Here is a 24898-nt window from a genome sequence, read left to right as displayed (position 1 = left end):
CCCCGCCCACGCACGTGGGTGCGTGGCGGGGACACCGTTCCTATTTGCCTGCTGCGGGCTTCTTCTTGGCCGGGCCGAGGCCGTGGGCCTGGCGACCCAGTGCGAACGAGGCAAACAGTTTGATCCACAAGGTGGACCCCGCAATCGCCACCCAGGTGTCGTAGTCCAGCAGCCCCAGCAGCACAAACACGATCACCACCACCATCACCACACCCGCAATACCGTTGATCGCCATCTCGTAAGGCGCGTACTTCTCCGCGTTGGGGGGTGGCAGTCCTTTCTTGAGGGCCACCTCGGAAAAGTCCTTCTTCACCAGGATGCGCCAGGTGCGACGCAGCCAGAAGAACGCCACCGGAAACAAGGCGAGAAAAAAAATGATGCGTATGGGAAATACGCTCAAACCCAGATCCATCCGACGTTCCTTCAAGTTGATTCGCAACACAAGAGATCTTCTGCTGTGCACAGCGCGCGCTGACCGGGGTGCGCTGTGCACAGCAACGCCCGTGATTGTCACCGGCCTGCCGCCTGAAAAACAAAACCCCGGCAGTGACCTGACGGGGTTCTGTTCAAGCGCCGGACAGACGGGCGTCTGACCGGCGCGGGTTCATACCATCAGTGGCCGGTCGCTGCGCCAGCGCCCTTGGGGACACGGATGGATTCAACCAACTCCTGGATGTGCTTCGGCGCCGGAGCCGTCAGTTTGTTCACCAGGAAGGCCACCGTGAAGTTGACGATCGCGCCCAGCGTGCCGATGGCTTCCGGCGTGATGCCGAACCAGCCATTGACGCCACCAACCATGTCGACAAAGTCGGTGCCCTTGACGAAGAACAGACCCTTGTGAGCGAACACATAGAACAGCGTCGTGAACAGGCCCGCCAGCATGCCGGCGATCGCGCCCTTGTCGCTCATGGTGCGGCTAAAGATGCCCATCATGATTGCAGGGAACAGCGATGACGCGGCGATACCGAAGGCCAGCGCCACGGTACCGGCCGCGAAGCCCGGAGGGTTCAGACCCAACCAGCCGGCCAACACAATCGCCACAGCCATGGCGATCTTGCCCGCGAGCAGCTCGCCCTTTTCAGAGATGTTGGGGTTGAACACGTTCTTCACCAGGTCGTGGGACACGGCAGACGAGATCGCCATCAGCAGACCGGCTGCGGTCGACAGCGCGGCAGCGATACCACCCGCAGCCACCAGCGCGATCACCCAGTTGGGCAGCAGCGCGATTTCCGGGTTGGCCAGCACGATGATGTCGGCGTTGACGGTCAACTCGTTGCCCTTCCAGCCTGCGGTAGCGGCCTTGCCCTTGGCGACTTCGTTCTTGGTCGCGTCGTTGTAGTACTGGATGCGGCCGTCGGCGTTCTTGTCTTCCCACTTCAGCAGGCCGGTCTTTTCCCAGCGCTTCATCCAGTCCGGACGGTCTTCGTTCTTGATGCTGGACTCGGCAGCGTAGAGGTCGCCACCCGACGTCACAGCCGTGTTCACGGTACTGTGCAGGTTCAGCTTGGCCATGGCGCCAACGGCAGGTGCCGTGGTGTACAGCAGGGCGATGAAGACCAGGGCCCAGCCGGCGGAGGCGCGGGCATCGGCCACCTTCGGCACGGTGAAGAAGCGAACGATCACGTGGGGCAGGCCCGCGGTACCGATCATCAGCGACACGGTGTAGAAGAACATGTTCAGCATCGAACCGGCGCTGGTGGTCGTGTACTGACTGAAGCCGAGGTCGGTGACGACCTGGTCCAGCTTAACAAGCAGCGACGTGTCGGTACCGACCAGATCCGAACCCAGGCCCAGTTGCGGCAGGAAGTTGCCGGTCAGGTTCAGGGAAATGAAGATCGCCGGGATGATGTACGCAAAGATCAGCACGCAGTACTGGGCTACCTGGGTGTAGGTGATGCCCTTCATGCCACCGAACACGGCGTAGAAGAACACGATCGCCTGTCCGATGTAGATGCCGGTATCGCTGGACACGTTCAGGAAGCGAGAGAACGCCACACCCACACCGGTCATCTGACCAATGATGTAGGTGGTGGAGGCGGTCAGCAAGCAAACCACGGCCACGGTCGAGGCGGTCTTCGAATAGAAGCGGTCGCCAATGAACTGGGGCACGGTGAACTTGCCGAACTTGCGCAGGTACGGCGCCAGCAGCATGGCCAGCAACACGTAGCCACCGGTCCAGCCCATCAGGAACACGGCGCCGCCGTAGCCCATGTTGGAGATCAGGCCGGCCATGGAGATGAAGGACGCGGCCGACATCCAGTCAGCGGCCGTGGCCATGCCGTTGGTGATGGGGTGCACCCCGCCGCCGGCCACGTAGAACTCGGACACGCTGCCAGCGCGCGCCCAGTAGGCAATGCCGAGGTACAGCGCGAAGCTGGCCCCGACGAACAGATAGGTGGTGGTTTGGAGATCCATTTGTAGGTCCTCTGTTTAGTCTTCTTGCACACCGAACTTGCGGTCCAGCTTGCCCATCGCGTGCGCGTAATAGAAGATCAGCGCGATGAACACATAGATGGAACCCTGCTGGGCAAACCAGAAGCCCAGCGGGTAACCGCCGAGCTTGATGCCGTTGAGCATGTCAGCAAACAGGATGCCGGCACCGTAAGAAACCAGGAACCAGATGATCAGGATCTTGGTCAGCAGCCCCAACGTCGCCGACCAATAGGCCTTCGCGTTTTTTTCGCTTTCAGTTGTCATGAAAGTCATCTCCTCGTAGTGTTGCCTTGCCATTTCAGCGGTGTGACCCGCCCCGCTTTGCATGCCGTTTTCCCTGCGGAACCCAGCATTACGGGCGGACTGTGGAAGCACTTCCTTACAGTTAAATTGCAATTGCACGCCCAGGGTCAGAAGCCAAGGGTAAGTCCCTAGAAGCATTCAAAGGTGGGACGGGGCGCTCAAAGAAGAGCCCCCTTGAGACGTCTGAAACACCGGCACTTCATAGGGGGAAAGACAAACCGCCAGCCCCGGGTCGACACAACCCGTCGCGAACCCTGTCAGCACTCGTTCAGTTTGCGGTCAGTGGGTGGTAAGAACCCGGCCATACGCTGCCACCTGTTTTATTCACCACAACAGGAGACGTCATCATGCAAGATGATCTGGTCCAGCGGATTGCCAGCAATCCCAAATATCAAGAACTCAAAGCCAAACGATCCCGCTTCGGCTGGTGGCTCACCCTGGCCATGATGGTCGTGTATTACGGCTTCATCCTGCTGGTCGCCTTCAACAAGGAATTCCTCTCGCAGAAGCTGGGCGACGGCGTCCTCACGATGGGCATCCCCGTTGGTTTCGGCGTGATCATCTTCACCATCGTCATCACCGCCATCTACGTCAAACGCGCCAACACCGAGTTTGATGACCTCTCCAACGAAGTGATCAAGGCCGCGTACAAATGATGCCCGCTCAAAATTCCCTGCGTCGCGTGCTGACGCTGCTGGCGCTCTTCGGTGTGTCGTTTGCTGCCTGGGCAGCGGGCGCCGACCTCGGTCAGGCCGAGCAACAGCCCACCAACTGGACCGCCATTTCCATGTTCGCGATGTTCGTGGTGGGCACCCTGTTCATCACCAAATGGGCCGCGGCCAAGACCAAGTCGGCATCGGACTTCTACACCGCTGGTGGTGGCATCACCGGCTTCCAGAACGGTCTGGCGATTGCCGGCGACTACATGTCGGCCGCCTCGTTCCTCGGCATTTCCGCGGCCGTGATGGCCAGCGGTTTTGACGGCCTGATCTATTCCATCGGTTTCCTGGTGGGCTGGCCGGTCATCACCTTCCTGATGGCCGAGCGCCTGCGCAACCTGGGCAAGTTCACCTTCGCCGACGTGGCCGCGTTCCGCTTCAACCAGACCCCGGTCCGCGTCTTTGCGGCCTCCGGCACACTGGTGGTCGTCGCGTTCTACCTGATCGCGCAGATGGTCGGTGCCGGACAGCTCATCAAGCTGCTGTTTGGCCTGGAGTACTACATCGCCGTGATCATCGTCGGCGCACTGATGATGGTCTACGTGCTGTTCGGCGGCATGACAGCCACCACCTGGGTGCAGATCATCAAGGCCTGCCTGCTGCTGGGTGGCGCTTCGTTCATGGCCTTCATGGTGCTGCTGCACTTCGGCTTCAGCCCCGAAGCGATGTTCGCTGGTGCTGTTCAGATCAAGACCGATCTGGCGCTGAAGGACGGCAAGATTGCCGAGGCCGCCACGGCCGCCGGTCAGTCGATCATGGGCCCGGGCAACTTCGTGAAGGACCCGATCTCGGCCATCAGCTTCGGCATGGCCCTGATGTTCGGTACCGCCGGCCTGCCGCACATCCTGATGCGCTTCTTCACCGTGCCCTCGGCCAAGGAAGCCCGCAAGTCGGTGATGTGGGCCACCGGCTGGATCGGCTACTTCTACCTGCTGACCTTCATCATCGGTTTCGGTGCGATCACCTTCGTGCTGACCAATCCCGACTTCCTCGATGCAAAGGGTGGCTTGCTGGGCGGCAACAACATGGCCGCCATCCACCTGGCGAATGCGGTGGGTGGCAACGTGTTCCTGGGCTTCATCTCGGCCGTGGCCTTCGCCACCATCCTCGCGGTGGTGGCTGGCCTGACGCTGTCAGGCGCCTCGGCCGTGTCGCACGACATCTACGCCACCGTGGTCAAGAAGGGCAAGGCCGATTCGGCATCCGAATTGCGCGTGTCGAAGATCACCACGATCTGCCTCGGCATCGTGGCGGTGGTGCTCGGTATCGCCTTCGAGAAACAGAACATCGCCTTCATGGTGTCGCTGGCTTTCGCGATCGCGGCATCGGCCAACTTTCCGGTGCTGTTCATGAGCGTGCTGTGGAAAGACTGCACCACCAAAGGCGCCGTGATCGGTGGCTTCCTGGGGCTGATCTCCTCCGTGGTGCTGACCATCGTGTCGCCCTCGGTCTGGGAAGCCACGCTGGGCAACCCCAAAGGTTCGGCCCTGTTCCCCTACACCTCACCGGCCCTGTTCTCCATGACCATCGGCTTCGTGGGCATCTGGCTGTTCTCCATCCTGGACAACAGCGCCCGTGCCAAGGTGGACCGCGGGGGCTTCCTGGCCCAGCAGGTTCGTTCGGAAACAGGTATCGGCGCTTCCGGCGCCTCGGGCCACTGATCCACGAAAAAGCGGATCTCGGTCCGTGCCCAACAAAAAAGCCACCGGGTTGCCCCGGTGGCTTTTTTGTTTTGGAAACGGAGGTTCGTTCAGGCGGTCACGGCTTCGGAGGCAGCGGCCACCACCGGCTGGCGGATCAGGTGGTCAAAGGCGCTGAGCGCGGCCTTGGCACCCTCACCCGCGGCGATCACGATCTGCTTGTACGGCACCGTGGTGCAGTCGCCCGCAGCGAACACGCCCGGCACATTGGTGTGGCCCTTGGCGTCGACCACGATCTCGCCAAAGCGGCTGAGCTCCACCGTGCCCTTGAGGAACTCGGTGTTGGGCACCAGGCCGATCTGCACGAACACACCTTCCAGCGGCACCAGGTGTTCCTCGTTGGTCGCACGGTCCTTGTACTTCAGGCCATTGACCTTGCCATCTGCACCGGTGATCTCGGTGGTCTGCGCGTTCACGTGGATCGTCACGTTGGGCAGGCTTTTCAGCTTGCTCACCAGCACGGCATCGGCCTTGAGCTGGTCGGCGAACTCGACCAGGGTCACGTGCTGCACGATGCCCGCCAGGTCGATGGCCGCTTCCACGCCCGAGTTGCCACCACCGATGACCGCCGTGCGCTTGCCCTTGAACAGCGGGCCATCGCAATGCGGGCAGTAAGCCACGCCCTTGTTCTTGTATTCCTGCTCGCCGGGCACGTTGACGTTGCGCCAGCGCGCGCCGGTGGACAGGATCACGCTGCGCGCCTGGAGCACGCCGCCGTTGGCCATCTGCACCTGCACCAGACCGCCCGGCTCTTCAGCGGGGATGATCTTGTCGGCGCGCTGCAGGTTCATGATGTCGACCTCGTAGTGGCGCACCTGGGCTTCCAGCGCGGCGGCGAACTTGGGACCGTCGGTTTCCAGCACCGAGATGTAATTCTCGATCGCCATGGTGTCGTTGACCTGGCCACCGAAACGCTCGGCCGCCACACCCACGCGGATGCCCTTTCGGGCGGCGTACACAGCCGCTGCCGCGCCGGCTGGGCCCCCGCCAACGATCAGCACGTCGAACGGGTCCTTGGCGTTGAGCTTGGCGGCTTCGCGGTCACCCGAGTTGGTGTCGAGCTTGGCCACGATCTCCTCAACCGTCATGCGGCCGGAACCAAAAACCTTGCCGTTCAGGAACACCATGGGCACGGCCATGATGTCGCGCTCGGTCACTTCCTGCTGGAACGCGCCACCTTCAATCACCACGGTCTTGACCTTGGGGTTGAAGATCGCCATCAGGGAGAGCGCCTGCACCACGTCCGGGCAGTTGTGGCAGGTCAGGGACATGTAGACCTCGAAGCCGAAGTCGCCGTCCAGGGCTTTGATGGACTCGATCACGTCGGCCTCGACCTTGGGCGGGTGACCACCGGTCCACAGCAGGGCCAGCACCAGCGAGGTGAACTCGTGGCCCAGCGGCAGACCGGCGAAGCGCACGCCCTGGGTTTCGCGCTCACGCGCAACGACGAACGACGGCTTGCGCGCATCGTTGCCCGAGGCGTCCAGCGTGACCTTGTCCGACAGCGAAACGATGTCGTCCAGCAGGCTGCGCATCTCCACACCGGTGGCGCTGTCGTCGAGCGAAGCGATCAGCCGGATCGGCTGGCGCAGCATGCCCAGATATTGCTGGAGCTGGGATTTCAAAGTGGCGTCAAGCATGGTGGACTCCTGAAAGGAAAGATGAGGTGCGGAAGGCCGCTGGTGCATGGGCCTGCATGCAAGCCCATGAGGCAGCGGTACTGCCAGAAGAAAAAGGGAGACAACTGCAACCTTGGAGGATCGCGAGGCAGTTCACCCAGAACGCCGCGGAACCGGCTTTGCCGGGCCGCCAGCGTTGCCCCCTTGAGGGGGTGACGCGCCGCTAGGCGCGGCGCGGGGGTGCTTAGATCTTCCCGACCAGTTCCAGGGAAGGAGCGATCGTCTTCGCGCCTTCGTTCCACTTGGCCGGGCACACCTGGCCGGGGTTGGCGGCGGTGTACTGGGCGGCCTTCAGCTTGCGCAGGGTTTCCTTGACATCGCGAGCGATTTCGTTGGAGTGGATCTCGGCGGTCTTGATGATGCCGTCGGGATTGATCACGAACGTGCCGCGCAGGGCCAGACCTTCTTCAGGGATGTGCACGCCGAAGGCGTTGGTCAGGGTGTGGGTCGGGTCGCCGACCAGGGGGAACTGGGCCTTGCCCACGGCGGGGCTGGTCTCGTGCCACACCTTGTGCGAGAAGTGCGTGTCGGTCGTGACGATGTATACCTCGGCGCCGGCCTTCTGGAACTCGGCGTAGTTGTCGGCGGCGTCTTCCACTTCGGTCGGGCAGTTGAAAGTGAAGGCTGCCGGCATGAAGATCAGGACCGACCATTTGCCCTTCAGGCTTTCGTCGGAGACTTCAATGAACTTGCCGTTGTGGAAGGCCTGGGTCTTGAAGGGCTGGACTTGGGTGTTGATCAGGGACATGGTATTTCCTAAGTTGGAGTTGAAAGAAACGGTGATCAGGACGCGACGGGTATCGCGATGGGTTGAATCATAGACGACAACTATCATGAAGTCGCATTGATAGTTTACATTGGATCGATAGCTTTTGTTGCGCAGCAGCATGACCGGGTCGCCCACGCACCCACAGGCGGTGGCGACTGGGCGGATCTGTCCGATGTTGGGTCGGTGCTACAAAAACCGGATTCAGGCAACAATACTTATGCACTTTATTGCGAATCGTTCGCGTTTGCAATAACATTGTTTTTTCCAGCCAGCCACAGCGCAGTGCGTTGAAGCCAGCCGACAACCCGTTCGACCACCGCTTCCATGTCACAACGCAAAAAGACCCTGCGCCACGCCCAGCGTGCCCTGCCCCGTTCCTCCACCTCTGCAAACTCCGGCGTGATGCTCCCACTGGGCGCCATGCTGCTGGCCGGCTCCCTGAACGCCATGGCCCAGACCGCGCCAGCCGGCGCCGAAAAGACCTTGCCCACCGTGGTGGTGCGCGAACAGGCCGAAACGCCAGAGGGCAAAGACGCGCTGCGCGCCACCGAGACCCGCATCGGCAAAGGCCAGCAGCAGCTGCGCGACATCCCGCAGTCGGTCACCGTGGTCACCGAACGCCTGATCGACGACCGCAACCTCGACACCGTCAAGGAAGCCCTGAAAAACACCGCTGGCATCACCTTCCTGGCGGCCGAAGGCGGCGAGGAAGACATCCGCCTGCGCGGTTTCGCGCTGCAGGCGACCGGCGACCTGTTCATCGACGGCATGCGCGACCCGGCCATCTACGACCGCGACACCTTCAACCTCGACCGCATGGAAGTGCTGCGTGGTTCGGCCTCGATGATGTTCGGCCGCGGCTCCACCGGCGGCGCCGTCAACCAGGTCAGCAAGACACCCCGCTTGATTGACGAACACCAGGTCGACCTGACGCTGGGCAACCACAAGTACGTCCGGGCCACGGGCGACTTCAACATCCAGACCGGCGAAAGCGCCGCGCTGCGCATCAACGCCATGGCCACCAAGGCCGACAACAACGGCAGTGGCGCCAGCCTCGACAAGCGCGGTGCCGCCCTGGCCTACCGCAATGGCATTGGCGACCGCAACGAGTTCCAGGTCAACCTCTACCACCTGGACAACAACAACGGCATCAATTACGGCATGCCGTACATCGCGCCCACCGCCGATTCCAGCGACCGCGTGCTGCTGCCGCTCGACCCCGACACCTACTACGGCGCCGCCAGCGACTACAACAACGGCAGCGCCACCCTCATCGGGGGCTCGCACACGCACCGTTTCAGCCGCGACAGCGAACTCAGGACCCAGGTGCGCGTGGGCCAGTTCGAGCGCGACCAGCGCTCCGGCGCCATCCGCCTGTGCACCCGCGGCGTGAACCAGCAGACCGGCGCCGTGACCAACCCACAATGCCCCAGCGCCGTCTCATTGGAGAACTTCGGCCCGAACACCCGGCTGACCCGTGGCAACCACCTGAAAATCCAGGACATGGACACGGCCCAGTTCCAGAGCGACTACTCGGGCAAGTTCGAGGCACTGGGCGCCAAGCACGACCTGCTGGCCGGTGTGGATTTCTCTCGCGAAGAACGCACCGTTTACGCCGCGCGCTCCCGCGCCCAAGGTGGCGTAGACATCACCAAGCCCACCACGCTGATCGGCACACCGGACGACGGCGCCTGGGTGGACGAATCGTCCCGCGTGCTGCGCGTGAACAACCAGTACACCTCACAGGGATGGGGTGCCTATGTGCAGGACACGGTGGAAATCGCCCCCGCCTGGAAGGTGGTGGCCGGCCTGCGCTACGACAAGCTCACCGGTGACTACGACAGCTTCAGCCTGCCGCAAAACGCTGCCGGCCCGCTGAGCACCGAAAGCTACCGCATGGAGGTGTCGGAATGGAGCCCACGCGCTGGCGTGCTGTTCCAGCCCACGCCACAGCAGTCGTACCATTTCTCGGTTGGACAGTCGTTCAACACCTCGGGCGACGCCTACTCGCTGGGCGCCAGCAACGTCGACACCCCGCCCGAGAAGAGCCGCAACATCGAACTCGGCGCCAAGCTGGATTCGGCCGACAAGCGCTTCTCCACACGCCTGGCCGTGTTCCGCTCGACCAAGTACAACGAGCGCAACACCGATCCGGATCGCCCGGTCGTGACGCTGTCGGGTGAACGCCACGTGGCGGGCTTCGAGGCCGACGTCGTGGGTCGCCTGACCTCCAAGTGGGAAGTCTTTGGCTCCTACATGTGGTTGCCCGTGGCCAAGGTCGACCGGGCGGCTCCCTGCCCGACCACCGGTCAGTGTTCACAAGGTGCCGCTGGCGAGCGTCCGGGCGACCGCCCTTCGCTCACCCCCGAGCACAGTGGCACCGTGTGGACCACCTACCAGTTCACGCCCAAGCTGCGCCTGGGGGCCGGCCTGAACTTCCGTGGCAAACAGTCGCCGACCCGTGTCGAATGGACCGTTCCGTCCTACGTCACCGCCGACCTGATGGCCGAGTACAAGTTCGACTTCGACCGCCTGACGCTCAAAGCCAACCTGTCCAACATCACCGACAAGCTCTACGCCGACCAGCTCTACCCCGGGCACTACATCCCGGGTGCCGGGCGCACGCTGCAGGTGACCGCCAGCCTGAAGTTCTGATCGCGATCCCCATCGCCTGAAAGCACGTTGGCCGCCCCGCTGTTCCGCAGGGGCGGCCTTTTCCATTTGTGAACAACCATCAAAAAGACGGACCCCACCATGCTGCTCACCCTGCCCGACATCCTGTCAACCGAAGACCTGACCCTGGCGCGCCGGCTGCTCGCCGATGCGCCCTGGACCGACGGCCGGGACAGCGCCGGCCCGCAGGCGCGCACCGTCAAGAACAACCAGCAACTGCCGCACGACAGCGAAGCCGCACAAAGCATCCGGACGATGGTGTTGAATGGCCTCAACCGTTCGCCGCTGTTCTTCAGCGCCGCGTTGCCATTGCGCATCTTCACACCCCGCGTCAACCGCTACGGCGGCGAGGCCAACACCTACGGCAACCACATCGACAACGCGATCCGGCTCAAGGTGAATGAAGCCGGACAGACCGAATACGTGCGCACCGACGTCTCCTGCACCGTGTTCCTGAACGACCCCGACGAGTACGACGGCGGTGAGCTCACCGTGAGCGACACCTACGGCACCCGCGGCGTGAAGCTGCCCGCCGGCCACGCCGTGCTCTACCCCGGCACCAGCCTGCACCAGGTGACCCCGGTCACGCGCGGACACCGGCTCGCCTGTTTCCTCTGGGTGCAGAGCATGGTGCGCAACGACGAACAGCGCCGCCTGCTCTACGAACTCGACATGAACATTCTGGCCCTGCGCCAGCAACACGGCGAAACGCCCGAGGCCACGTCCCTGACCGGCACGTACCACAACCTGTTGCGCATGTGGGCACAGACGTGAGTGGATTGCCCGAAGGGTTGGTCAACCTCGCCGACCACGAAGCCCATTCCGCCACCGTGCTCGATGCGAATGCGCAGGCCTATTTCAACGGTGGTGCAGCCGACGAGATCACCCTGCGCGAGAACGTCCTGGCCTGGCAGCGCATCCCGCTGTGGCCACGCGTGCTGCGCCCCCTGGCCGGCGGGCACACGCGGGTGAAGCTGCTCGGCCGCACCCTGGCCCATCCGATCCTGATCGCGCCCATGGCGTACCAGCGCCTGGCCCACCCGCACGGTGAACTGGCCACGGCGCTGGCGGCGGCCGTGCTGGGCGCGGGCCTGGTGCTCAGCACCCAGGCCAGCACGCCCCTGGAAGATGTGGCCCAGGTGGTGCTGGGCGAAGCCGATCGCGGCCCGCTGTGGCTCCAGCTCTACCTGCAGCCCGACCGGGGCTTCACCCGGGCGCTCGTGCAGCGCGCCGAAGCCGCGGGCTATGAAGCCCTGGTGCTCACGGTCGATGCGCCGGTGAATGGGGCCCGGGACCGCGAGCGCCGCGCCGGCTTCACGCTGCCGCCCGGCATCTCCGCCGTCAACCTGCAAGGCCTGCAGGCGCCCGCGCCCGCAGCATTGCGACCGGGCCAAAGCCCGCTCTTCGACGACCTGCTGACCCACGCCCCCAGCTGGGACGATGTGATCTGGTTGCGCGAGCAGACCCGACTGCCCGTCCTGCTCAAAGGCATCACCCACCCGGCTGATGCAAAGCAGGCGCTGGCCTGCGGCGTGGCCGGCCTGATCGTGTCCAACCACGGCGGCCGCACGCTGGACACCCTGCCCGCCACCGCCACCCTGCTGCCCGCCATCGCACAGGCGGTCGGCGATGCGCTGCCGCTGCTGGTGGACGGCGGCATCCGGCGCGGCACCGACGTGCTCAAGGCCATCGCGCTGGGTGCCACCGCGGTGCTGGTCGGCCGACCGGTCATCCACGGGCTGGCGATCGCGGGCGCCACCGGCGTGGCACACGTCATCCGCCTGCTGCGCGACGAACTGGAAATCGCCATGGCGCTGAGCGGTTGCCGGACGCTCGACGAGGCCAGCGCGGCGTTGTGGTCTCGCCAGTCCGGCTGAATCACGGACGTCCATTTATTTCGGTAATTTTTGGCATTTATCGCGAATGCGAGCAATTCGCATTTATACTGAAACCCTGTCTTCAACCGCAGACTGAAAGGGGCTCACCATGACCGGCAGTGTTTTCATTCTGGGCGGCAGCCTGATCCTGATACTGGCCGCCGCGTGGTGGGTGCTTCACCCCTGAATCCGCGAAGCGCCCATTCCAACCGAACGTCGCGTCCACCTACACTATGTCTTCCGCCAGCGCGAGCCTCGCGCTACCCCTTTCAGGAGCCCCGCAGGCTCCCACTCCGACACCCTGCATGGACCGCCGCCTGTTCATCGTGATCGCCGTGGTCGGCTTTCATGTACTGGGCCTGTGGGCCCTGCAAACCGGCCTGCTGCGCCGGGCGGTGGAGCTCGTGGTGCCCGTGCAGGTGATGGCCGAATTCATCGAACTGCCCCAACCCCAGGTGACGCCCACCCCGCCGCCACCGCAGCCCCAACCCGCGCCCGTCCCCAAAAGGGTCACCCCGCCAGTGCCCAGGCCGGCTCCGCAACCGGTGGCCATTGCCGACCCGACCCCTTCCCCCACGGCCGCGACGGGCACCACCGAACCCCAGCCACCCGCGCCGCCCATGCTCGCCGCCCCGCCGATGGCCGCTGAACCTTCACCACCAGCGCCACCCAAGATCGTTTTGCCTTCGAGCGATGCTGCGCATCTCAACAACCCTCAACCTCCCTATCCCAAGCTGTCATCCCGTCTTGGCGAAACGGGAGTGGTGGTGCTAAGAGTGCGAGTCGAGATCGACGGAACCCCTTCACAGGTGCAGATCCTCGAATCAAGCGGCTACGACAGACTCGACCAAGCTGCATTGACCACTGTGAAGAATCTCTGGCGATTTGTACCAGGGACAAAAGACGGAACCCCGATCCCCAGCTGGGTTGTCCAACAGCTTCGCTTCGAAATAACCAAGTAGGCCCCCTGAAAGCAATACCCATGGAACCACAAAACGTCTCATCCGGCCTGGCCCACGTCTGGATCCAGGGCGACGCCGTCACCCGCACCGTCGCCATCGTGCTGCTGGCCATGTCGCTCGCAACCTGGATCATCATCCTGTGGAAATACCTCGACCAGCGCGCCCAGCGCCAGCAGGCCAAGGCCTGCGAAGGGTTCTGGCACAGCGCCGACTTTGCAGAAGGCCTGGACAAGCTCGGTGCGCAGGACGGCAACCCGTTCCGCGCGCTGGCCAACGAAGGCCGCGAAGCGGCGCGCCACGTCCTGCACAAGGACGGCCGGCCCGGTCCGCAACTGCACGACACGCTCGACGTGAGCGACTGGGTCGAACGCTGCCTGCGCCGCAGCCTGGACGACGCCACGGCGCGCGCCCAGAGCGGCCTCACCGTGCTCGCCTCCATCGCCTCCACAGCGCCTTTCGTGGGCCTGTTCGGTACCGTCTGGGGCATCTACCACGCACTGCTGGGCATCGGAGCGGCCGGCCAGGTCAGCATCGACCAGGTCGCCGGTCCGATCGGCGAGGCGCTGATCATGACCGCCATGGGCCTGCTGGTCGCGATTCCCGCCGTGCTGGGCTACAACGTCCTGGTGCGCGGCAACAAGGGCATCAACCACCAGCTCAACCGCTTTGCCCACGACCTGCACGCCTACTTCGTGACCGGTGCCCGAGTGACGGCCGGTGGCGACGGCAAGGTCCTGCCCATGAAAAAAGCCTGACCGCCTGAGGACAACACCATGGCCATCGGAACCCAGGACGACAGCGACGAGATGCTCGCCGAGATCAACATGATCCCGTTCATCGACGTCATGCTGGTGCTGCTCATCATCTTCATCATCACCGTGCCGGTGATCAAACACGCGGTCAACATCGACCTGCCGCGCGCGAGCAATGAGAAGGTGCTCGACAAACCGGAAAACATCCGCCTGTCGGTGGACGCCGACGGCGCCTATTTCTGGAACGAGACCCCGGTAAAGGACGCCGACTTCGAGCAGCGCCTCGCCAGCGCCGCAGCCCAGGAGCCGCAGCCCGAACTGCACATCCGCGGCGACAAGGCGGTTCGCTACGAGCGCGTGGCCCTGGCCATGGCCGCCGCCCAGCGCGCGGGTGTGCGCAAGATCGGCTTCATCACCGAGCCGGTGGCGCCGTGAGACCCGGTCAACCGGCCCAGGAGGACGCATGTTGAGCAAACCACCGCCGAACGACCCCGTGCCCATGACGGACCGGCCTCAGGCCGTGGAGACGCTGCCTGAAACGGCGCCGCCCGTTCTGCTCACCAGCCACGATGTACTGCGCGGCCAGAAGTCGGTGGCCATCACCCACAACGGCGCGCTTTACCGCTTGCAGACCACCCGCCAGGGCAAACTCATCCTGACCAAATAAGGATCAACTCAACTTCATCGTGGGGCGACCCGGGGAAATACCATCTCCCCGAGCGTCGTTTTTTGGCCAGCCAGGGGATTCCGGTCCCGGTAGCCAGTCATTTTTTCCTCACAACCCGATGGCCGCGATGCCCGCGCGAGCGATCTGCGCGTCTTCGCTCGATTTCACGCCGCTCACGCCGACCGCGCCAATGCACTGACCGTCTTTCATGATCGGCACGCCACCTTCGAGCATGCCGGCCACGGCGGGCGCGCTCAGGAACGACACCCGCCCCTGGTTGATCACATCCTCGTAGACCTTGCTTTCGCGGCGCCCCAGCGCCGCGGTGTGGGCCTTGGCGGGTGCAATGTGCGACGAAATGGCCGGGGCACCGTCCAGGCGCTGCAGCCAGAGCAGGTGACCGCCATCGTCCACGATGGCGAACGTGACCGCCCAGCTGTTTTGCAAGGCTTCGGCCTCGGCCGCTGCGGCGATGAGTTTGACGTCGGCGAGTTCGAGCACGGCTTTGTTTTTCATGAACTTATTCCTTCTAAGGGGTATCTGACTGGGGTTCGCGAGCCGGCTTCACCGCCCAGGCTCTGGACTTGGGACGATACCGCACTACGGGCCCTGCGCAGGTCACAACTGCCCTGACCAGAATGCGGTTTTTGCCGGGTCGCACAGCGGACAAGGCCGCGCCCTACAATGCGGCTTCACCAGCGATCGGCCCCCCGGACCGGATGCTGTCAGACCACTGCGTCAGATGATGAAGGAGCTCACCACCATGACCGACCAAGTACAACCCACCAGCGGGCGCTTCGGCACCGCCGTATCCACTTCCGCGCAGCGCAACAAGGTGATGCGCAACACCTACTGGCTGCTCGCGCTGTCCATGCTGCCCACGGTGCTCGGCGCCTGGATCGGCGTCGCCACCGGCATCACCGCCAGCCTGACGGGTGGCCTGGGCCTGATCGTTTTCCTGGGTGGCGCCTTTGGCTTCATGTTCGCCATCGAGAAGACCAAGAATTCCGCAGCCGGCGTGCCGGTGCTGCTGGCCTTCACCTTCTTCATGGGCCTGATGCTCTCGCGCCTGCTGGCCGGGGTGCTGGGCTTCAGCAACGGCGCCAGCCTGATCATGACCGCGTTCGGCGGCACCGCTGGCGTGTTCTTCATCATGGCCAACATCTCGACCGTGATCAAGCGCGACCTCTCGGGCATGGGCAAGTGGCTCTTCGTCGGTGCCTTGGCGATCATGATCGGCGCGATCATCAACGTGTTTGTCGGCAGCACCGCCGGCATGGCCGCCATCGCCACCCTGGCCATCATCGTGTTCAGCCTCTACCTGCTGTACGACCTCAAGCGCATCGTGGACGGCGGCGAAACCAACTACATCAGCGCCACGCTGGGCCTGTACCTGAGCCTGTTCAACATTTTCCAGAGCCTGCTGGCCCTGCTGGGCATCTTTGGCGGCGAACGCGACTGATCGCTCTCACCGCCTCAGCGAAAAAGGACCTTCGGGTCCTTTTTCTTTGCCGGTTCGCAAGCCCATTCCCGGTCGCCGGAGCATGAAAACCATTCAAGTTGGCGCACCAGAAGCCGAAAGAAAGGGCACACCCGCACGCACCCAGCACCATGCGACACACCGCCCTCACCTTCTGCCTGATCGCCGCAGCCAGCCTGCTGGCCGGCTGTGACGCCCTGGGCATCGAGACCGCCCCTCAGGTCGCCGCCAAGAAGGAAGCCGAAGGCATGGCCATCGGCAGCGCCTGCCGACATGCCATTCGCAGCATCGAGGATTGTTTCAACGGCAACCCCAAGGCTGGCAAGGCGGCCGTTTTCGCCGGCTGGAAAGACATGGACCAGTACATGCGCGAAAATCAGATCGTCGGCATGCCATCAGAACCCGATGCCGCCGAACCCAGCCCAAGTAAGGCCGACGAAGCCGAAGCGCCCAGCGATCCGAACGCCAACGCCGTCCGGTCGCACAAGTCCTGACAAAAGCGGTCAGACCGCGCCGGCCACGCGCTCGGCGTCCTGCTCGAACACCGCCATGCTCTCCACGTGCGCCGTGTGCGGGAACATGTTCACCACACCCGCCGCCACACAGCGGTAGCCCGCCTGGTGCACCAGCAGGCCCGCATCGCGCGCCAGCGTAGCCGGGTTGCAGCTCACGTAGACGATGCGCTTGGGCGGTGTCCAGCCACCGCGTAGTTCGGGCTGCAGGTGCAGGTCGGCGAGCGTCTTGGCCAGCGCAAACGCGCCCTCGCGTGGCGGGTCCACCAGCCACTTGTCCGCCTGCCCATCGCCCACCAGTTGCGAGGGCGTCATCTCGAACAGGTTGCGCGCCACAAACGCCGTGGGCGCCAACGGCACCGCTCGACCGGTCTGATTGCCCGCCAGGTTCTCGCGCGAGCGCGTCACCAGCGTTTCGCTGCCTTCAATGCCCAGCACTTCGCCCGCCTGAGTGGCGATCGGCAAGGTGAAATTGCCCAGCCCACAGAACCAGTCGATCACGCGCTCGTGTTTCTGTGCATCGAGCAGGCGCAAGGCGCGTGAGACCAGCACGCGGTTGATGTGCGGATTGACCTGGGTGAAATCGGTGGGTTTGAACGGCATGGTGATGCCGAAATCGGGCAACGCATACGACAACAGGGGGCCGCCCTCGTCGAGCAGCTTCACCGTGTCCGGCCCTTTCGATTGCAGCCACCACTGCACACCATGCTGGGCAGCGAAGGCACGCAGACGGGTGAGGTCGTCGTCCGACAGCGGCTCCAGATGGCGCAGCACCAGGGCGGTCACGTCGTCGCCACAGGCCAGTTCGATCTGCGGACAGGTTTCGCGCGCATCCATGCCGAAGATCAGCCCACGCAGCGGCATCAACATGGCACTCACATGCGGTGGCAGCACATGGCAGACCTGCATGTCGGCCACGTAGCGGCTCTTGCGTTCGTGAAAACCGATCAGCACCTCGCCTTTCTTGTGCACAAAACGCACCGACAGGCGCGCGCGGTAGCGGTAACCCCAGGCCGGCCCTTCGATGGGCCGCAGCATGGTCTGCGCCTTGACCTTGCCCAGGTGCCAGAGGTTGTCCTCCAGCACACGTTGCTTGATGGCCACCTGGGCGTTCTCGTGCAGGTGCTGCATCTTGCAGCCACCGCAGGCGCCCGCGTGCAGGCCGAAATGCGGGCAGCCCGGGCGCACGCGCTGCGAGGATTCGCGGTGGATGGCGGTGACGACGCCCGCTTCCCAATTGTTCTTCTTGCGGTGCACGCTGGTGCTGACCACTTCAAAGGGCAAAGCGCCTTCGATGAAGACGACTTTGCCGTCCGGGCGGCGGGCGATGCCCTGGGCATCGATGTCGAGGGATTCCACCGCCAGCCAGCCTTCCGGCAAAGTGGCTTCGGAAGCGGCGGGCGCGTCGTCGCGCGCGGTGGTGAGAAGGCTGTTTTCGTGGGCGAGAGGTGCGGTCATCCCCCGATTGTCTCAGGACGCGAGACGGGATCCCGCGTCAAGCCCAGGCTTTGAGGTACTCGTCCCAATGGCTCTCGGTGGGCGCCAGGTTGCCCAGCGTTTCCTTGACGTAGGTGATTTCCTGCTCGTACTCGGCTTCGGTCAGGCCGCCACGCATCTTCTGGAAACGGCAATACACCAGGTAGGTGTTCATCACGTCGGTCTCGCAGTAACGGCGGATGTCATCGGTCTGACCGGCCAGGTACTGCGCGTACACCTGCGAGCCGTCCATGCCGAGCTTGCCGGGGAAGCCGCAGAGCTTGGCCATGGCATCGAGCGGCGCATTGTTCTTCGGGCTGTACATCGCCAGCAGGTCCATCAGGTCCAGGTGGCGCATGTGGTAACGGCTGATGTAGTTGTTCCACTTGTACTCGCGGTCGTCTTCGCCCATGTCCCAGTACTTGCTGGCCTCAACGCCGTGGCGCAGGCCACGGTAGTGCAGCACGGGCAGGTCGAAACCACTGCCGTTCCAGCTCACCAGCTGCGGCTGGTGTTTCTCGATGCTGTTGAAGAAAGTCTGCACCACCTTGCCTTCGCTCGCGCCATCGCGGTCAACGAATGAATGGATGCGCAAGCCCTCGGCGTTGCGAAACACCACGCTGATGACCAGGATGCGCTGCAGGTGCAAAGGCGTGAAATCGCTTTGCCCTTTTTCCTTGCGTTCCGCCAGCCAGGCTGCGTACACCTGCTCGTCGCTGGTCTCGGTGGGTTCCCCACGCAAGGCCCTAAGGCCCGCGATGTCGGGGATCGACTCGATGTCAAAAACCAGAACAGGCCAGGACATAAGATTGGGCGCAGAACGTCAAACGTTGAGAGAAACCTGATCGGCGTGCGGGTCTGCACCCAGCACACACCGAGGAACCGGCTTCGCCGGTCCAAAGGTGTGGTCCCCCTGGGGGGAAGCCGCGAAGCGGCGCAGGGGGGTTACCTCTTCGGCAGATGACCCAGCGGATCGACCGGTTTGCCCAGGCGACGCACCTCGAAGTGCAGCTTCACGCGATCGGCATCGCTGCTGCCCATCTCGGCAATCTTCTGCCCCTGGCGAACCGCCTGGTCTTCGCGCACCAGCAAGGCCTGGTTGTGGGCGTACGCCGTGAGGTAGGTGTTGTTGTGTTTGAGGATGATCAGGTTGCCATAGCCGCGCAAGCCAGCGCCGGCGTAGACGACCCGGCCATCGGCCGCCGCCACAATCGGATCACCCACACGCCCGGAAATCGCCACGCCTTTGTTCTTGGCCTCGTCAAACGGTGCGATCACCGGCCCCTGGGCTGGCCAGACAAACTGCAGCTCCTCGGCCGATGCCACCGGAGGCTCTGCCGGTGCGGGAGCTGCCGGTCCGGGCGGGAGCGTGGTGGCCGGTGCCGGGCTGTTGCCGGCGGTCAGGGGCCGCGCCACCACGCCGGGTGTCGCAACGGGCGCCGCGGTCACTGTGGTGGGGGTTGTCCCTGATGCACCCGCTGTGCCGGTGGTCGCGGGAGGCGCCACGCGCAAGACCTGGCCGACTTCGATCAGGTTCGGATTGGCCAGGTTGTTCCAGGCCTGCACATCGCGCCAGGCCTGTCCGCTCTCCAGCGCAATGCGGTACAGGGTGTCGCCCGGGCGCACGGTGAAATAACCGGGCTTGCCCGCGTTCTCGGCACCCGGCAAGGGTTTGACCTCCGTGGCTTTGGCGCCCGAACGGTCTTCCACCGGCGCGGGCTGCGAGACACGCCGGGTCGAACAACCCGCGGCCACCAGCAGGCTGGTGACCGCAGCCACCAGCAGCACGCTGCGCCACGCCGCTCGACGCGCGGGCACGCCTTTCGGTGCCAACGGGTCGAATTCCACTCTGTTCATCTTGACTCCCACCTGGTTGCAGCCCTGGCGATGTTCCGAGGACTGCCTGAAAAAATCCCGAGCCCCCACCAGAAGGTGGACCTCATGCGACCCCTGATTTTAGAGGCACGAACAGCACCGGCTCCAGCACCGTTTTCTTCACACCCGTGGCGGTTTTGTCGATGACCACCAGATGCTGCTGGCCCACGCCGGTCACGGCCGGGGCCACCAGACGTCCACCCACCGCCAACTGGTCTATCCAGGCCTGCGGAATCGCCTCGCCACCGGCCGCTGCGATGATGGCCGCGTAAGGAGCGCCTTGCGCAAAACCCAGCATTCCGTCGCCAAACAGCAGATGCAGATTGGCCAGTCGCAGACCCCGCACATTTTCGCGTGCTTTTTCGTGCAGGCCGCGCAGGCGCTCCATGCTGTAGACCTCCCGCGACACCTGGCTCAGGACCGCGGCCTGGTAACCACATCCGGTCCCGATTTCAAGCACCCGACCGAGCTTTTCGGTGCGCCCCTCGCACAGCAGTTCGATCATCCGGGCGACCACATTGGGTTTGGATATGGTTTGACCCAAACCTATGGGGAGACTCGTGTCTTCATACGCCTGGTTGACGAGCGCCGTATCGACAAAACGGTGTCGCTCCACCGCGCCCATCGCCGCCAGCACCGCGGGATGGCTCACCCCCTGCGCCTGCAGCTTGCGGACCATGGCCGCACGCAACGCACGTGAGTCCATATCCACAAGCTTCGCGGTCGGCGCTGATCGCGGGGCGGCCGTGGTCTTTGCATGTGCTGGCGCCGCGGGGGTGTTTTTGCGCGCCGGCGCACCCTGCGCAGGGGCGGCCAGCTGAACAGGGAAACCCGGCCGCGGTCGGGCCGGTGTCTTTGTGGCTAGCGCCTGAGGGCCAGGCGTAGGTGGTTTTTTCATGCCGCAGCGCTGCCTGTGTCGTGCCGACGGGTAGTACCAGCGGGCGTGGCAGCCGCTGGTGCTCCCGAAAGCTGTGCTGCGGTCGGCGCCCAGTACGGCAGGCGTTCGTGGTCCGTGAGGTCCACCTGCAGCGGCGTGATGGTCGCGTAGCCCAGCGCCGTGGCGTGGAAGTCGGTGCCTTCGGCATCGTCCTTGGCCGCCCCGGCGCCGCCGATCCAGTACATGGTGTCGCCGCGCGGATTGGTCTGGGCGATCACCTGCTCGGCCGCATGGCGCCGCCCCAGCCGGGCCACCTTGAATCCCGGTATCTCGCTCGCGGGTCGGTTGGGGATGTTCACATTGAGCAGCCAGGGCGCATGGTGCTGCGGGGATCCGTCCAGCGACGGCAGCAGTTGCGCCACCAGCTCGGCAGCCTTCTGCGCGGCCACATCCAGATGGGCCCAACCCTTCTGGGTCTGGGAAAACGCGATCGCCGGGATACCGAACAGGTAACCCTCCATCGCGGCGCCCACGGTGCCCGAATAGATGGTGTCGTCGCCCATGTTGGCGCCGTTGTTGATGCCGGAAACCACCAAGTCGGGGCGGTAGCCCAGCAACCCGGTGAGCGCGATGTGTACGCAGTCAGCCGGCGTGCCGTTGACGTAGCGAAAACCGTTGTGCGCCGTGTGCACGTACAGCGGCGAATGCAGCGACAGCGCATTCGATTTGGCGCTGTTGTTGTGCTCGGGCGCCACCACCTCCACCTCGGCCAGATCCTTGAGCGCTTCATACAGCGCCACGATGCCGGGCGCCTGGTAACCGTCGTCGTTGGAGATGAGGATTTTCATGCTGTTGATTCTAGGTGGATTGCCCCACCGGACCGGGTTCACGCCACCGACAGCCCAACCCCGGTCGCCCCAGCGACAGAAAGCGGACATACCCGCTGTGCCCGACCCGGCGCCCTGCCTATCATCAGCCGCTTCCCCCCTGTCCTACGAGGAGACAACATGCAAGCCTGGCTGTGCGAAAACCCTGTCGGCGTCGAAGCCCTGACCTGGAAAGAGCTGCCCACCCCCGAGCCAAAGGCGGGCGAAGTGCTGATCGAAATCCAGGCCGCGAGCCTGAACTTCCCCGATCTGCTGATCGTGCAGAACAAGTACCAGATGAAACCCGCCCTGCCCTTCGTACCGGGCTCCGAATACGCGGGCGTGGTGCGCGCGGTGGGCGAAGGCGCGAAGCACCTGCAGGTGGGCCAGAGTGTGGCCTGCCTCAGTGGCACCGGGGGCTTTGGCACACACACCCTGGCACCCGCCGCGCTGTGCATGCCCCTGCCGCCGGGTTTCCCGCCGGTGGACGCGGCCGCCTTCATCATGATCTACGCCACCTCGTGGCACGCGCTGATGGACCGCGCTGCGCTCAAGGCGGGCGAGACCGTGTTGGTGCTGGGCGCGGCCGGTGGCGTGGGCACGGCGGCGATCCAGATCGCCAAGGCCGCCGGTGCGCGCGTGCTCGCCGCCGCATCCACCGACGACAAATGCGAACTGTGCCGCCAACTGGGCGCAGACGCCACCATCAACTACAGCGTGCACACGCCCCAGGCTGGCCTGCGCGACGAAATCAAACGCCTGACCGACGGCAAGGGCCCCGACGTGATCTACGACCCGGTGGGCGGTGATTTCGCCGAACCCGCCTTCCGCTCCATCGCCTGGCGCGGGCGCTACCTGGTGGTGGGTTTTGCCAGCGGTCCCATTCCCAGCCTGCCGCTGAACCTGACCCTGCTCAAGGGCGCCAGCATCGTCGGCGTGTTCTGGGGCGACTTTGCTCGCCGGGAGCCGCAAGCCAACGCGCAGATGATGCAGATCCTCGCCGGCATGTATGCCAAGGGCCAGGTCAAACCGGTGATCGACCAGACCCTCCCCATGAGCGAACTGCCCAGGGCCTACGCCATCATGGGTTCGCGCTCGGTCAAGGGCAAGCTGGTGCTGGTGAATTGAACGCACCCATAAGGAAAAAGCCCGCTGGTCTCGCAACCAGCGGGCTTCTTTTATGGGGAGGGATGGCTGATCGGGGCATGTCAACAGAAATTGCATTTTTGCAAGCGGCGGATTTGCTCAAGCCGCAAAACAACGGATATAGCCCCCAAAAGCCGAAACCCCCAAGTACGCGAGGTACGAGGGGGTTAGGGGGAGTAAGAGCCTGACGATGACCTACTTTCACACGGGAATCCGCACTATCATCGGCGCAAAGTCGTTTCACTGTCCTGTTCGGGATGGGAAGGAGTGGTACCAACTTGCTATGGTCGTCAGGCATAACGGGTTGTCCTTGCTGTGCTGGTGCACAACAGGGACGAATTCATAGAGTTTCGAATCAGCTGATTTTGATTGCTGCCAACGATGTGGAACAACGTGAGTTGTCCACGGGGGCATAACAATAACATTTGCACTTGGACGATTATCGTCAAAGTTATAGGGTCAAGCCGCACGAGCAATTAGTATCAGTTAGCTTAACGCATTACTGCGCTTCCACACCTGACCTATCAACGTCCTGGTCTTGAACGACTCTTTAGGGGGCTCAAGGCCCCGGCAGATCTCATCTTGGAACGAGTTTCCCGCTTAGATGCTTTCAGCGGTTATCTCTTCCGCACTTAGCTACCCGGCAATGCCACTGGCGTGACAACCGGTACACCAGAGGTGCGTCCACTCCGGTCCTCTCGTACTAGGAGCAGGCTTCCTCAAATCTGCAGCGCCCACGGAAGATAGGGACCAAACTGTCTCACGACGTTTTAAACCCAGCTCACGTACCTCTTTAAATGGCGAACAGCCATACCCTTGGGACCGGCTACAGCCCCAGGATGAGATGAGCCGACATCGAGGTGCCAAACACCGCCGTCGATATGAACTCTTGGGCGGTATCAGCCTGTTATCCCCAGAGTACCTTTTATCCGTTGAGCGATGGCCCTTCCATACAGAACCACCGGATCACTATGTCCTGCTTTCGCATCTGCTCGACTTGTCAGTCTCGCAGTTAAGCACGCTTATGCCATTGCACTATTAGCACGATGTCCGACCGTACCTAGCGTACCTTCGAACTCCTCCGTTACACTTTGGGAGGAGACCGCCCCAGTCAAACTGCCTACCATGCACTGTCCCCGATCCCGATAAGGGACCTAGGTTAGAACCTCAAACACACCAGGGTGGTATTTCAACGTTGGCTCCACAAGATCTAGCGACCCTGCTTCAAAGCCTCCCACCTATCCTACACAGATCTGTTCAAAATTCAATACAAAGCTACAGTAAAGGTTCATGGGGTCTTTCCGTCTTTCCGCGGGGAGATTGCATCATCACAAACATTTCAACTTCGCTGAGTCTCTGGAGGAGACAGTGTGGCCATCGTTACGCCATTCGTGCAGGTCGGAACTTACCCGACAAGGAATTTCGCTACCTTAGGACCGTTATAGTTACGGCCGCCGTTTACTGGGACTTCGATCAAGAGCTTGCACCCCATCAATTAATCTTCCAGCACCGGGCAGGCGTCACACCCTATACGTCCACTTTCGTGTTTGCAGAGTGCTGTGTTTTTAATAAACAGTCGCAGCCACCAATTTTTTGCAACCCGTTCGTGCTCAGATGTTCTCATCACACTACAAGGGCACACCTTCTTCCGAAGTTACGGTGTCAATTTGCCGAGTTCCTTCTCCAGAGTTCTCTCAAGCGCCTTAGAATACTCATCTCGCGCACCAGTGTCGGTTTGCGGTACGGTCAATTACAAGCTGAAGCTTAGTGGCTTTTCCTGGGACCTCGTTCAGTTACTTCGCGAGCAAGCTCGCTCGATCAACAGCCTCGGTATATGACACGCGGATTTGCCTACGTGTCGCCTACATCTGTCTAAACCGGCACATCCAACCGCCGGATAACCTATTAAGATCCGTCCCCACATCGCACTTGTAATCGGTACAGGAATATTGACCTGTTTCCCATCAGTTACGCATCTCTGCCTCACCTTAGGGGCCGACTCACCCTACGCCGATGAACGTTGCGTAGGAAACCTTGCGCTTACGGCGAGGGGGCTTTTCACCCCCTTTAACGCTACTCATGTCAGCATTCGCACTTCTGATACCTCCAGCATCCTTTACAAGACACCTTCA

At 63.2% G+C, this 24898-nt stretch carries 23 protein-coding genes and 2 rRNA genes (1 of these 25 running past the window's edge); 12 read left to right on the top strand and 13 right to left on the bottom strand.

Annotated elements, in window-relative coordinates; translation table 11 throughout:
* Positions 1-40: 40 nt before the first annotated feature.
* From F3K02_RS26980 to F3K02_RS26970, 3 genes are all read right to left on the bottom strand, one after another.
* Positions 41-400 carry a hypothetical protein gene (locus F3K02_RS26980; protein WP_246309845.1) on the bottom strand — a complete coding sequence of 120 codons (360 nt, stop codon included), beginning with the start codon at positions 398-400 and terminating at the stop codon, positions 41-43.
* 212 nt (positions 401-612) lie between these two features.
* On the bottom strand, positions 613-2415 hold the full coding sequence (locus tag F3K02_RS26975; protein ID WP_177139742.1) for a sodium:solute symporter family protein: 1803 nt from the start codon (positions 2413-2415) through the stop codon (positions 613-615).
* 15 nt (positions 2416-2430) lie between these two features.
* Positions 2431-2697: a DUF4212 domain-containing protein gene (locus tag F3K02_RS26970; protein ID WP_177139740.1), complete on the bottom strand. Its 267-nt coding sequence runs from the start codon at positions 2695-2697 to the stop codon at positions 2431-2433.
* A gap of 386 nt (positions 2698-3083) precedes the next feature.
* Between F3K02_RS26970 and F3K02_RS26965 the strand changes: the two genes are divergently transcribed.
* Together F3K02_RS26965 and F3K02_RS26960 are read left to right on the top strand one after the other, a co-directional pair.
* A complete protein-coding gene (locus F3K02_RS26965; RefSeq protein ID WP_177139738.1) occupies positions 3084-3392 on the top strand; it encodes a DUF485 domain-containing protein in 309 nt (102 codons plus the stop codon).
* Positions 3392-5116, top strand: a complete 1725-nt coding sequence (locus tag F3K02_RS26960) for a cation acetate symporter (RefSeq protein WP_177139922.1) — start codon at positions 3392-3394, stop codon at positions 5114-5116. Before F3K02_RS26965 ends, F3K02_RS26960 begins: the two co-directional genes overlap by 1 nt.
* Positions 5117-5205: 89 nt before the next feature.
* On the opposite strand, the gene ahpF is transcribed toward F3K02_RS26960, so the two are convergent.
* Both ahpF and ahpC read right to left on the bottom strand, forming a co-directional pair.
* Entirely contained in the window at positions 5206-6795 is a 1590-nt protein-coding gene (gene ahpF / locus F3K02_RS26955) for an alkyl hydroperoxide reductase subunit F (RefSeq protein ID WP_177139736.1), read from the bottom strand.
* A 223-nt stretch (positions 6796-7018) separates the two neighbouring features.
* Positions 7019-7582: an alkyl hydroperoxide reductase subunit C gene (gene ahpC, locus F3K02_RS26950; protein WP_177139734.1), complete on the bottom strand. Its 564-nt coding sequence runs from the start codon at positions 7580-7582 to the stop codon at positions 7019-7021.
* Positions 7583-7927: 345 nt separating this feature from the next.
* On the opposite strand from ahpC, the gene F3K02_RS26945 reads away from it, so the two are divergent.
* The 7 genes from F3K02_RS26945 to hemP all read left to right on the top strand — a co-directional run bounded on the left by F3K02_RS26945 (position 7928) and on the right by hemP (position 14534).
* Positions 7928-10258 carry a TonB-dependent receptor gene (locus F3K02_RS26945; RefSeq protein WP_246309843.1) on the top strand — a complete coding sequence of 777 codons (2331 nt, stop codon included), beginning with the start codon at positions 7928-7930 and terminating at the stop codon, positions 10256-10258.
* A 99-nt stretch (positions 10259-10357) separates the two neighbouring features.
* A complete protein-coding gene (locus F3K02_RS26940; RefSeq protein WP_177139732.1) occupies positions 10358-11050 on the top strand; it encodes a Fe2+-dependent dioxygenase in 693 nt (230 codons plus the stop codon).
* The gene (locus F3K02_RS26935; RefSeq protein WP_343067180.1) at positions 11047-12153 is read left to right on the top strand and encodes an alpha-hydroxy acid oxidase; all 1107 of its coding nucleotides are present in this window, start codon (positions 11047-11049) and stop codon (positions 12151-12153) included. Before F3K02_RS26940 ends, F3K02_RS26935 begins: the two co-directional genes overlap by 4 nt.
* Before the next feature lie 305 nt (positions 12154-12458).
* Positions 12459-13115 carry an energy transducer TonB gene (locus F3K02_RS26930; RefSeq protein WP_177139728.1) on the top strand — a complete coding sequence of 219 codons (657 nt, stop codon included), beginning with the start codon at positions 12459-12461 and terminating at the stop codon, positions 13113-13115.
* A gap of 20 nt (positions 13116-13135) precedes the next feature.
* The gene (locus F3K02_RS26925) at positions 13136-13870 is read left to right on the top strand and encodes a MotA/TolQ/ExbB proton channel family protein (RefSeq protein ID WP_177139727.1); all 735 of its coding nucleotides are present in this window, start codon (positions 13136-13138) and stop codon (positions 13868-13870) included.
* Positions 13871-13888: 18 nt separating this feature from the next.
* Positions 13889-14302, top strand: a complete 414-nt coding sequence (locus F3K02_RS26920; RefSeq protein WP_177139726.1) for an ExbD/TolR family protein — start codon at positions 13889-13891, stop codon at positions 14300-14302.
* A gap of 28 nt (positions 14303-14330) precedes the next feature.
* Positions 14331-14534, top strand: coding sequence for a hemin uptake protein HemP (hemP, locus tag F3K02_RS26915; RefSeq protein WP_177139725.1), 204 nt, complete (start codon positions 14331-14333; stop codon positions 14532-14534).
* Positions 14535-14642: 108 nt separating this feature from the next.
* On the opposite strand, the gene F3K02_RS26910 is transcribed toward hemP, so the two are convergent.
* Entirely contained in the window at positions 14643-15050 is a 408-nt protein-coding gene (locus tag F3K02_RS26910) for a GlcG/HbpS family heme-binding protein (RefSeq protein WP_177139724.1), read from the bottom strand.
* A gap of 247 nt (positions 15051-15297) precedes the next feature.
* On the opposite strand from F3K02_RS26910, the gene F3K02_RS26905 reads away from it, so the two are divergent.
* Together F3K02_RS26905 and F3K02_RS26900 are read left to right on the top strand one after the other, a co-directional pair.
* Entirely contained in the window at positions 15298-15996 is a 699-nt protein-coding gene (locus tag F3K02_RS26905) for a Bax inhibitor-1/YccA family protein (RefSeq protein ID WP_177139723.1), read from the top strand.
* A 149-nt stretch (positions 15997-16145) separates the two neighbouring features.
* Complete coding sequence (locus F3K02_RS26900; protein ID WP_177139722.1) at positions 16146-16508, top strand: hypothetical protein; 363 nt, start codon at positions 16146-16148, stop codon at positions 16506-16508.
* 9 nt (positions 16509-16517) lie between these two features.
* Here F3K02_RS26900 and rlmD read toward each other — a convergent pair whose 3' ends face one another.
* From rlmD to surE, 5 genes are all read right to left on the bottom strand, one after another.
* Positions 16518-17984 carry a 23S rRNA (uracil(1939)-C(5))-methyltransferase RlmD gene (gene rlmD, locus F3K02_RS26895; protein ID WP_177139720.1) on the bottom strand — a complete coding sequence of 489 codons (1467 nt, stop codon included), beginning with the start codon at positions 17982-17984 and terminating at the stop codon, positions 16518-16520.
* 37 nt (positions 17985-18021) lie between these two features.
* Positions 18022-18807 (bottom strand): 3'-5' exonuclease, encoded by a 786-nt coding sequence (locus F3K02_RS26890; RefSeq protein WP_177139718.1) that lies wholly within the window; start codon positions 18805-18807, stop codon positions 18022-18024.
* A gap of 140 nt (positions 18808-18947) precedes the next feature.
* Positions 18948-19859, bottom strand: coding sequence for a peptidoglycan DD-metalloendopeptidase family protein (locus F3K02_RS26885; RefSeq protein ID WP_177139716.1), 912 nt, complete (start codon positions 19857-19859; stop codon positions 18948-18950).
* 82 nt (positions 19860-19941) lie between these two features.
* Positions 19942-20775, bottom strand: coding sequence for a protein-L-isoaspartate(D-aspartate) O-methyltransferase (locus F3K02_RS26880; protein WP_177139714.1), 834 nt, complete (start codon positions 20773-20775; stop codon positions 19942-19944).
* The gene (gene surE / locus F3K02_RS26875; protein WP_177139712.1) at positions 20772-21602 is read right to left on the bottom strand and encodes a 5'/3'-nucleotidase SurE; all 831 of its coding nucleotides are present in this window, start codon (positions 21600-21602) and stop codon (positions 20772-20774) included. The genes F3K02_RS26880 and surE overlap by 4 nt, the downstream gene beginning before the upstream one ends.
* A 159-nt stretch (positions 21603-21761) precedes the next feature.
* Here surE and F3K02_RS26870 point away from each other — a divergent pair, with 159 nt between their 5' ends.
* Positions 21762-22748, top strand: coding sequence for an NADPH:quinone oxidoreductase family protein (locus tag F3K02_RS26870; RefSeq protein WP_177139710.1), 987 nt, complete (start codon positions 21762-21764; stop codon positions 22746-22748).
* Positions 22749-22948: 200 nt separating this feature from the next.
* Here the strand turns inward: F3K02_RS26870 and rrf are convergent.
* Together rrf and F3K02_RS26860 are read right to left on the bottom strand one after the other, a co-directional pair.
* Positions 22949-23061, bottom strand: a 5S ribosomal RNA gene (rrf, locus tag F3K02_RS26865).
* Positions 23062-23221: 160 nt separating this feature from the next.
* A 23S ribosomal RNA gene (locus F3K02_RS26860) occupies positions 23222-24898 on the bottom strand (it continues 1202 nt past the right edge of the window).

It is taken from the genome of Hydrogenophaga aromaticivorans, assembly GCF_013387465.1.
GTDB lineage: Bacteria > Pseudomonadota > Gammaproteobacteria > Burkholderiales > Burkholderiaceae_C > Hydrogenophaga > Hydrogenophaga aromaticivorans.
The sequence above is the reverse complement of the archived record's forward strand: the minus strand, read 5'-3'. Positions and strand labels throughout refer to the sequence as shown.

Bases quoted from the DNA above. Each gene is read 5' to 3' on its own strand.
- F3K02_RS26975 (WP_177139742.1), bottom strand. From the start codon at position 2,415: ATGGATCTCCAAACCACCACCTATCTGTTCGTCGGGGCCAGCTTCGCG.
- F3K02_RS26970 (WP_177139740.1), bottom strand. From the start codon at position 2,697: ATGACAACTGAAAGCGAAAAAAACGCGAAGGCCTATTGGTCGGCGACG.
- F3K02_RS26965 (WP_177139738.1), top strand. From the start codon at position 3,084: ATGCAAGATGATCTGGTCCAGCGGATTGCCAGCAATCCCAAATATCAA.
- F3K02_RS26960 (WP_177139922.1), top strand. From the start codon at position 3,392: ATGCCCGCTCAAAATTCCCTGCGTCGCGTGCTGACGCTGCTGGCGCTC.
- ahpF (WP_177139736.1), bottom strand. From the start codon at position 6,795: ATGCTTGACGCCACTTTGAAATCCCAGCTCCAGCAATATCTGGGCATG.
- ahpC (WP_177139734.1), bottom strand. From the start codon at position 7,582: ATGTCCCTGATCAACACCCAAGTCCAGCCCTTCAAGACCCAGGCCTTC.
- F3K02_RS26945 (WP_246309843.1), top strand. From the start codon at position 7,928: ATGTCACAACGCAAAAAGACCCTGCGCCACGCCCAGCGTGCCCTGCCC.
- F3K02_RS26940 (WP_177139732.1), top strand. From the start codon at position 10,358: ATGCTGCTCACCCTGCCCGACATCCTGTCAACCGAAGACCTGACCCTG.
- F3K02_RS26930 (WP_177139728.1), top strand. From the start codon at position 12,459: ATGGACCGCCGCCTGTTCATCGTGATCGCCGTGGTCGGCTTTCATGTA.
- F3K02_RS26925 (WP_177139727.1), top strand. From the start codon at position 13,136: ATGGAACCACAAAACGTCTCATCCGGCCTGGCCCACGTCTGGATCCAG.
- F3K02_RS26920 (WP_177139726.1), top strand. From the start codon at position 13,889: ATGGCCATCGGAACCCAGGACGACAGCGACGAGATGCTCGCCGAGATC.
- hemP (WP_177139725.1), top strand. From the start codon at position 14,331: ATGTTGAGCAAACCACCGCCGAACGACCCCGTGCCCATGACGGACCGG.
- F3K02_RS26910 (WP_177139724.1), bottom strand. From the start codon at position 15,050: ATGAAAAACAAAGCCGTGCTCGAACTCGCCGACGTCAAACTCATCGCC.
- F3K02_RS26905 (WP_177139723.1), top strand. From the start codon at position 15,298: ATGACCGACCAAGTACAACCCACCAGCGGGCGCTTCGGCACCGCCGTA.
- F3K02_RS26900 (WP_177139722.1), top strand. From the start codon at position 16,146: ATGCGACACACCGCCCTCACCTTCTGCCTGATCGCCGCAGCCAGCCTG.
- rlmD (WP_177139720.1), bottom strand. From the start codon at position 17,984: ATGACCGCACCTCTCGCCCACGAAAACAGCCTTCTCACCACCGCGCGC.
- F3K02_RS26890 (WP_177139718.1), bottom strand. From the start codon at position 18,807: ATGTCCTGGCCTGTTCTGGTTTTTGACATCGAGTCGATCCCCGACATC.
- F3K02_RS26885 (WP_177139716.1), bottom strand. From the start codon at position 19,859: ATGAACAGAGTGGAATTCGACCCGTTGGCACCGAAAGGCGTGCCCGCG.
- F3K02_RS26880 (WP_177139714.1), bottom strand. From the start codon at position 20,775: ATGAAAAAACCACCTACGCCTGGCCCTCAGGCGCTAGCCACAAAGACA.
- surE (WP_177139712.1), bottom strand. From the start codon at position 21,602: ATGAAAATCCTCATCTCCAACGACGACGGTTACCAGGCGCCCGGCATC.
- F3K02_RS26870 (WP_177139710.1), top strand. From the start codon at position 21,762: ATGCAAGCCTGGCTGTGCGAAAACCCTGTCGGCGTCGAAGCCCTGACC.